The organism is Streptomyces sp. 8P21H-1 (assembly GCF_013302945.1).
Map to the genome: position 1 here is coordinate 1 of NZ_JABTYA010000093.1, position 7188 is coordinate 7188.

General features: G+C 73.2%; 8 protein-coding genes and 1 pseudogene. 1 reads left to right on the forward strand and 8 read right to left on the reverse strand.

Translation table 11 applies throughout. From position 1 onward, the window contains the following. Window positions 1-250: pseudogene (locus tag HO151_RS06960) on the reverse strand (hypothetical protein); the annotation flags it as partial. Window positions 251-369: 119 nt separating this feature from the next. Between HO151_RS06960 and HO151_RS01860 the strand changes: the two are divergent. Beyond that, window positions 370-1230, forward strand: coding sequence for an alpha/beta hydrolase (locus HO151_RS01860; protein ID WP_173894390.1), 861 nt, complete (start codon window positions 370-372; stop codon window positions 1228-1230). A gap of 55 nt (window positions 1231-1285) precedes the next feature. Here HO151_RS01860 and HO151_RS01865 read toward each other — a convergent pair whose 3' ends face one another. The 7 genes from HO151_RS01865 to HO151_RS01895 form a co-directional block, all read right to left on the reverse strand. Then, window positions 1286-2209, reverse strand: coding sequence for an anti-sigma factor RsbA family regulatory protein (locus tag HO151_RS01865; RefSeq protein ID WP_173894391.1), 924 nt, complete (start codon window positions 2207-2209; stop codon window positions 1286-1288). Continuing rightward, a complete protein-coding gene (locus tag HO151_RS01870) occupies window positions 2206-2502 on the reverse strand; it encodes an STAS domain-containing protein (protein WP_173894392.1) in 297 nt (98 codons plus the stop codon). The genes HO151_RS01865 and HO151_RS01870 overlap by 4 nt, the downstream gene beginning before the upstream one ends. A gap of 211 nt (window positions 2503-2713) precedes the next feature. Further along, complete coding sequence (locus HO151_RS01875; protein ID WP_173894393.1) at window positions 2714-3007, reverse strand: zinc-ribbon domain-containing protein; 294 nt, start codon at window positions 3005-3007, stop codon at window positions 2714-2716. Between the two features lie 221 nt (window positions 3008-3228). Beyond that, the gene (locus HO151_RS01880; protein ID WP_173894394.1) at window positions 3229-3690 is read right to left on the reverse strand and encodes a hypothetical protein; all 462 of its coding nucleotides are present in this window, start codon (window positions 3688-3690) and stop codon (window positions 3229-3231) included. A 178-nt stretch (window positions 3691-3868) separates the two neighbouring features. Further along, complete coding sequence (locus HO151_RS01885) at window positions 3869-4768, reverse strand: STM4011 family radical SAM protein (RefSeq protein ID WP_173894395.1); 900 nt, start codon at window positions 4766-4768, stop codon at window positions 3869-3871. 6 nt (window positions 4769-4774) lie between these two features. After that, window positions 4775-6202 (reverse strand): STM4012 family radical SAM protein, encoded by a 1428-nt coding sequence (locus HO151_RS01890; protein WP_173894396.1) that lies wholly within the window; start codon window positions 6200-6202, stop codon window positions 4775-4777. After that, the gene (locus tag HO151_RS01895) at window positions 6199-7005 is read right to left on the reverse strand and encodes an STM4013/SEN3800 family hydrolase (protein ID WP_173894397.1); all 807 of its coding nucleotides are present in this window, start codon (window positions 7003-7005) and stop codon (window positions 6199-6201) included. Before HO151_RS01895 ends, HO151_RS01890 begins: the two co-directional genes overlap by 4 nt. Window positions 7006-7188 lie beyond the last annotated feature (183 nt).

Sequence of the window (7188 nt, forward strand, 5' to 3'; positions counted from 1 at the left end):
CGTGCGCGGCCGATGCGCGGAAGCCGTCGTGCACGGCCGGTGAGTAAAGACTGCCGTGCATGGCCGGTGTGCAGGGCCTGTCGCACACGGCCGGCGTAGAGAAGCCGCCGTGCGCGGCCGATGCGCGGAAGCCGTCGTGCACGGCCGGTCTGCTGAGCCTGTCGCACACGGCCGGTGCACGGAGGCCGCCGTGCACGACCGGGGTGCAGAGGCCGCAGTGCGCGGCCGGTCCGTGGAGACCGCCCTGCACGACCAGTGCGTAGAGGCCGCTGTACGCGACCGGGTGCGCGGGGGTCGCCGTGCACCACCGGTGCGCGGGGGACCGTGCACCGGGCCGGTACGGCAGACAGGTTCCGGGAGGATGAAGCGGTGTTCGAGGGTTTCGTGTCCGAGACGGTCCGGCTCCGGGAGTCGTCCGTGTTCGTCCGCCACGGCGGCGAGGGCCCGCCGGTCGTGCTGCTGCACGGCCACCCCAGGACCTCCGCCACCTGGCACCGTGTCGCTCCCCGCCTCGTCGCGGAGGGCTTCACCGTCGTCTGCCCCGATCTTCGGGGATACGGCCGCTCCCGCGGTCCGGCGCCGGCCGCCGACCACACGGCCCACTCCAAGCGGGTGGTGGCGCGGGACGTGGCGGAGGTGATGAGCGCCCTCGGCCACGACCGGTTCATGCTCGCCGGGCACGACCGCGGGGGCGCTGTCGCGCTGCGGCTGGTCCTCGACCACCCCGAGCGGGTGCCGCGCGTGGCACTGATCGACTGCCTGCCGATCAGCGAGCACCTGTCCCGCATCACCGCGACGTTCGCCACGCAGTGGTGGCACTGGTTCTTCTTCGCCCAGCCGGACGTTCCGGAGCGGGTCATCAACGCCGATCCGGACAGCTGGTACCGGGGCGACCCGCAGGTCATGGGGGAGGAGAACCACGACGAGTGGCGCGAGGCCGTGCGGAACCCCGACGTCGTGCGGGCGATGCTGGAGGACTACCGGGCGGGCCTGACCGTCGACAGGCGGCACGAGGAGGCGGACCGGGCCGCCGGGAGGCGGATCGAGTGCCCCGCGCTGGTGCTCTGGTCGCTCCGGGACGACCTGGAGGACCTCTACGGCGACCCGCTGAGGATCTGGGCCGACTGGGCGCCCGACCTACGGGGCCACGGAGTGGACTCCGGCCACCATGTGGCGGAAGAGGCCCCGGAGGAGCTGGCGGCGTCCCTGTCCGGCTTCTTCCACGGCTGACCGGCCGGAACGGCCTGCCTGCGGCCTCATCGGGGCCGCAGGCAGGTGCGGCCGCTCAGACGTCCAGGTAACAGCGGACGGCCGTACCGTCGGGTCCCGTGTGGATGCGTACCAGATCGGTGAGGAAGTTCACCAGGAGCAGCCCCCGGCCGCCCAGTTGCGCGGGCGCGGAGGGCCGCCGCCCGGCGAGCGGGTCCTTCAGGTATCCACGGTCGCGGACCTCGCACACCACCTGGCCGCCCTCGCCCCACACCCGTACCGTGCCCGAACCGCCGCCGTGCACGACGCTGTTGGTGGTCAGCTCGGCCGCGACCAGGGCCAGGTCCTCCAGCCGCAGTCCGCTCAGACCGAGCCGCTCGGCCCGCTCGACCACGAAGTACCGGGCCGTGGGCAGCTCGTCCGCGCCGAAGACGTAACCTTCCGCCGCCTCCACGATCTCCAGGGGCTCGTTGTACCGCTCGACCACCAGGTCGGGCGCGTAGGACGGACTGCGCCGCTGCCGGCCGCCGGAGATCACCACGGGATGCGTCGCGTACGCGTCGGTCAGCGCCTGCTCGTCGAGTCCCTCGGCGTCGTACGGACAGAGGATCGTCGCGTCCCGGCCCTCGAACGCCGAATTGATCAGCGCCTCGTGCTGGGCGCAGGCCGGGTACTCCACACCGGTCCGGTCGGGCCAGATCGGCTCGCCGATGATCCGTACCCGCTTCTGCGGATGGGCGTCGGCGAACACCCGCAGCACCCTGGGGATGATCCGCCCGGGGTTGCGTCCCGCCTGCGTCATGTCGATGAAGCGCACCTGCGCCGCGGCCGCGCCGAGGGCCTCCCGGAGGACACCGAGCTTCGGGCCGGGCACGGCGACCGCCACCGGTTCACCGGCCTCCAGGCCCTCGCGGACGAACGGCGCCGTGCCGTCGACGTACTCCTCCTCGCCCCGGTAGAACAGCGCCGGGTGGACGAAGGACTCCATGGCCGCGGTCATCGGGACACCACCTCGACGCCCCGAAGATCGGGCCAGAACATGTCCAGCACACGTCCCAGGGAGGCAGGAGGCTGTTCGAGCATGATGCGACGTCCTTCGGGAAGACCTTGGGCCGCCACCGCGAGGGCGGACGCGCCGGCGACGTCGACGAAGGTGACCGCTGAGAGTTCCAAGTGGCACACCTCCGCATCCTGCTGGGCCAGACAGCCCAGCGCCCGTTCCCAGGCGGGTCGTGTGCTCAGGCTGATCTCGCCCGCGGCCTGCCAGCCCGTGCGGTCCGCCAAGGGGCGCACCTGAAGGGTGCCCGCAGACCGTGCCGACCACACGTCCGGAGGTTCGGCCTCCCCCGCACTGCCCACACTGACCACCCCTGGAGTGTCGCCGGTTCGGGCCCATTATTGCCCCTCCATGGCCTCCGCGGGGACACGGGGGCCCGGAAGACGGCCGCCGGCCGGGCCCGGGAGTGCGTGTCCGGCCGCCGTGCTCCTCGCGGCGCGGGCCGGATCAGCCCTGGTAGGGCTGCTGCTGGGGCCGGCCCTGCCCCTGCCCCTGCGCCGGGCCGTGCGCCGCCTGCACCTGCAGCTGCTCCGCCTGTTCCTTCGTGATCTTCTGCTGCGCGCCGCAGAACGTGCACTGCGTCGAGTACTTCGTGGAGACCGGGAACAGCGGGACGAAGAAGAGGGTGAACTTCGTGACGCGCTTGCTGAGCGTGTGAGCTGCGGGGTTGCCGCACTGTCCGCACAGCAGGGTCAGTATCGCGAGTTGGTGGAGGTAGCCCTTGGTGCCGAAGATGATCATGCGCTCGGTTCCTTTCGGGGCGGACGGGGTCCGCCGACGGGGTGCCGGTGGGCGGGGGAGTGCGCCCGCACGTCACAGTCTCGTGCACGGCGGTCCGCCGGGTGTGAGGTACCCGTACCCGCTGCCGGTCGTTTCCGTCAGGCGACCTCGCCGCTGCCCGAACGGCATCCGGTGGCCGGGTGGTCCGGCCCGGGCGGGGGACCACCCGGCCACCGGGCGGCTCAGATGCCCATGGAGGCCATCTCGATCGCCGAGCGGTGGTTCGCCGCCGCGGTCACCACGCAGGCCCGGTAGGTGCGGTTGTCCTTCACCGCGAGGAAGTAGTCCTTGAGGTTCTTCCAGTAGCTGAGCAGGTAACCGACGCCCGGGACGAAGCCGGCCGGCCGGGGCACCAGGGCGAAGGCCTCGGAACAGCGGAGGATCTCCCCGGTCGCGGTGGAGAGGACGTCGGCGACCTCGGGGTTCATGTTCCAGCCGGCGGCCAGGTCGGCGTTCCAGACGGCGGCGGCCACCTCCCGCAGGTGCGCCTCCTCCTCAGGGGTGAAGCTGCTTTGGCCGAACGCCGGTGCGGCGGCCGAGGGCGCCGGAGCCGTGGCCGGTGCGGCGGCCGCCGTGCCGGAGACGCCGAGGAAGAGCGCGGCTGCCGTGACTGCCGCCGCGTACGTGACCCGTCTGTCACCCATGGTGATCGGTCCTCTCTGTGGACGTGGATGTGAGCGCGGACGTGAACGTGGATGCGCCCGGGGCCTCGGGCCCCGGGCGCATCGACGCTGTCATGTGCCGCACAAAGCGGTCAACGGGCGGCATCCTGCCGACCGCGGCCGACGGGCGGTACTTGACGCCACCGCGTACGAGTGAGCTTCAGTCACGCCGGGGCGCGGACGCGAGAGGCAGTAGGGGGCGGGCCGGGGGGCCGGGGAGGGCGTGCGGAACGCGTTCCAGGACGCCGCCCGCGAACACGTCGTACAGCGGCAGGGTCTCCAGGTGGACGTATCCGATGTGGCAGTCGCACAGCTCCCTGGGGCAGGCGCGGGGACCGAGCGCGGCGCGGTAGGAGCCGTCGTAGAGGTTGCCCAGCGGGGCGGGGACGAAGTGACAGCGGCGGACCGTGCCCTCCCCGTCGACCGACAGGACCGACTCGCCCGTGCGGCACGGCATCCCGGCCGAGCGGTGCGGGTGCCGGCTGAACGGGAAGAGCGGGTCGAGCCCGGTCCACCCGGCCGCCTCCTCGTCCGTGTAGGTGTGTCCTTCGGCGGCGTTCACCCACAGGTAGACGTGGTCCGGCAGTTCGGCGCGCAGCCGCCGCGCGTGCTCCAGGTGCTCCGGTACGCCGACGATCCCGACGCTGAAGCGCACGCCCAGACCCGACAGGGCGTGCGTCTTGGCCAGGAAGCGCTCGTACGGTGTCTGCCCGGGGTGGTAGGTGCACCACAGGGCGACGGTGTCGAGGTCCGCGTCCCCCAGCCAGTCGGTGCGGCAGCTCAGGTTGGTCTGGACGGCGATCCGCCGTATGTGCGGCCGGTGCGAGAGCTCCACCAGGGCCCGCCGGTACCAGGAGCGCACCAGCGCCTCCCCCCAGGGGGTGAAGAGCACCGAGAGGCGGTCGTCCCGCTGCTCGTGCGCCCAGGCGGTGAACCGCTCCAGCGCCGTGCGGTCGGCGCGCAGCTGCGCCGTGCTGTCCCGCCGCTTGGCGAACGGGCAGTAGGGGCAGTCGTAGTCGCAGGAGGCGAGCGGGCCGCGGTACAGCAGTGTCAGGTCCACCGGCCCTCACTTCGTCTCGTACGCGGCCATGGCGTCGCGTACGGCCGGTGAGAAGAACTCGGGACCGATCGCGTCCGAGTGGGCGAGCCCCTCGGCGGAGAGGCGGAGCAGCCCGGGCCCGGTGTCGTCGAGCCAGCCGCGCGCGGCGAGGGTGCCGAGCTCCGCGGGGAAGTCGTCGCGGGGGTCCGTGCCGAACCGCGCCCGGTAGTCGGCGGCGGGCAGGCCCTTCGCCTGGAGCACCGACTGCAGCAGGTGCCGGCGCCGTGCCTCGTCCTCGTCGACCCACCTCCCGTGCAGGGCGCGGGAGAAGTCCGCGGCGGCGATGTAGCCGTCGATGATGCCGCGGATCTCACGCATCGACACGGCGTAGTCGAAGGAGTAGTGCAGCCGGGAGGTGTACGAGCGCGCGCCGCAGCCCAGGCCGATCATGCCGTCGGTCTGGCACGCGTAGTCGTCCGGTCCCTGCGGCGGCGCGTCCGTCCGCCGGAACATGCGCATCGACACCTGCTCATAGCCTTGGGCGAGGAGGTGGTCGCGGCCCTCCCGGTAGCGGCGCAGCCGCCGCTCGTCCCACTCCCGGTCGGCCGCGCGCGGATCGGTGTGGCGGCCGAGTCCGGTGAGGGGGCGTATGTAGAGGGGGTAGAGGTAGATCTCCTCGGGGCGCCAGGCCAGGGCCGCGTCGAGGGAGTACCGCCAACTGGCGGCCGTCTGCCCGTCGATGCCGTAGATCAGGTCGATGTTCAGCACCGGGATCGCGGCCTCGCGGATCCGCGCCAGCGCCGCCTCGACGTCGTCCCTGCGCTGCGGGCGTACGGCGGCCCGGGACTCCTCCTCGACGAAGCTCTGCACGCCGAGGCTGAGGCGCGTGGTGCCCCGCCCGGCCAGCACGGCCAGCCGGTCGGCCGTGGCCGTGGACGGCGACGCCTCCACGGACAGCGGGACGGCCCGCAGGTCCACCCCCGTCTCCCGCTCGGCGATGTCGCACAGCCGCTCCAGCTCGGCGGCCTCCAGGAAGGTGGGGGTGCCGCCGCCGAACGCGGCGTTGGCGAAACGCGGCGGCTCCCCGTCGCCGAGGGCCTCGCGGACGGCGGCGGCCTGGCGCTGCACGGCGTCCAGGTAGCGGCCCGTCAGACCGTCCGGCGCGCCGATACGGGTGAAGAGGTTGCAGAAGCCGCAGCGGATCTCGCAGAACGGGATGTGCAGGTACAGCGAGAGCGCCTGCCGGGACTCACCGGCCCACAGGTCCGCGAGCCGGGGCGTGGGGACGAGCGGCCGGTAGGCGGTCTTGTGCGGGTACGCGTACGTGTAGCTCTGGTAGGGACGCGGCGGTGCGGCGGGGGCGCCCGGGGCGGGGCCGGCCGAAGTGCCCGCGGTGCCCGCGGTGGTCGCTGTGCCCGCGGTGGTTGCGGTGAGCGCGGTGGGGGTGACGGTCATGCGGGCGGCTCCAGGAAGAAGTGGCCGTAGGGCACGGTCCACACGGAATCGTGGCCCAGGCGGTGGCCGGTGTAGCCGTCGTCCCCGTAGGCGGTGCCGTGGTCGGAGCAGACGATCGCGAAGCAGCGGCGGCGCGAACTCATCGCGGCGAACAGCCGCCCGACGTGCCGGTCGACGTACTCCAGTGCCGCGGCGTGGGTGCGGCGGTCGTCCCCCGCCCCACGGGTCGCGCCGGGCAGGTGGAACCAGTTCGGCTGGTGCAGGGCGGAGACGTTCAGGAACAGGAAGAGCCGCTGCTCCGCGGGCAGTTCGGCGACGGTCTGCTCGGCCCGTGCCACCTGTGCCTCGAAGGAGGTCGGTGAGGCCACGGAGAACTCCGGTTCCCAGTGGCTCTCCTGGAAGTAGCCGGGCAGGACGCCGCCCAGCGCGCCCTGCTTGTTGAAGAAGCCGACGCCGCCGATGCACACCGTGCGGTAGCCGCGCGCCGCGAGGGCGGACACGAGGTCCGGGGTCTCGAAGACGAACGTGCCGCCGGCGGTCGTCTCGCTGCCCGCGAACCGGGCCGCGAACAGGCGCGGGTGCGGTCCGGGCGCGGCGGGCGTGGGCAGGAAGCCCGCGAACATCGCCTGGTGGGAGGCGTAGGTGAAGTTCCCGGGGGCGTGCCGCTTCTCCCAGGCACCGCCCGGCAGGTGGGCGGTGAGGTGGGGCAGCCGGCCCGCCGCGGCGAGCTCGGCCGCCACGTCGTACCGGAGAGTGTCCAGGGTGAGGAGCAGGAGGTCGTCCCGGCCGACCACCTCGTTCATGTCCACCTCGTCCAGGTCCGAGGCGTGGGCGGCGCTGTGCTTCCCGGTCGCGCCGGGCGGTACGGGGCCGGGGTCAGGCTGTGGCATGGGCTGTCCTTGGCAGGTCGTGCGGGGACGCGGGTGCGCCGGGCGTGCCGGGCGGTGGGGCGACGGGCGGCGGGGCGGTGGGCGTGTCCCGGTCCG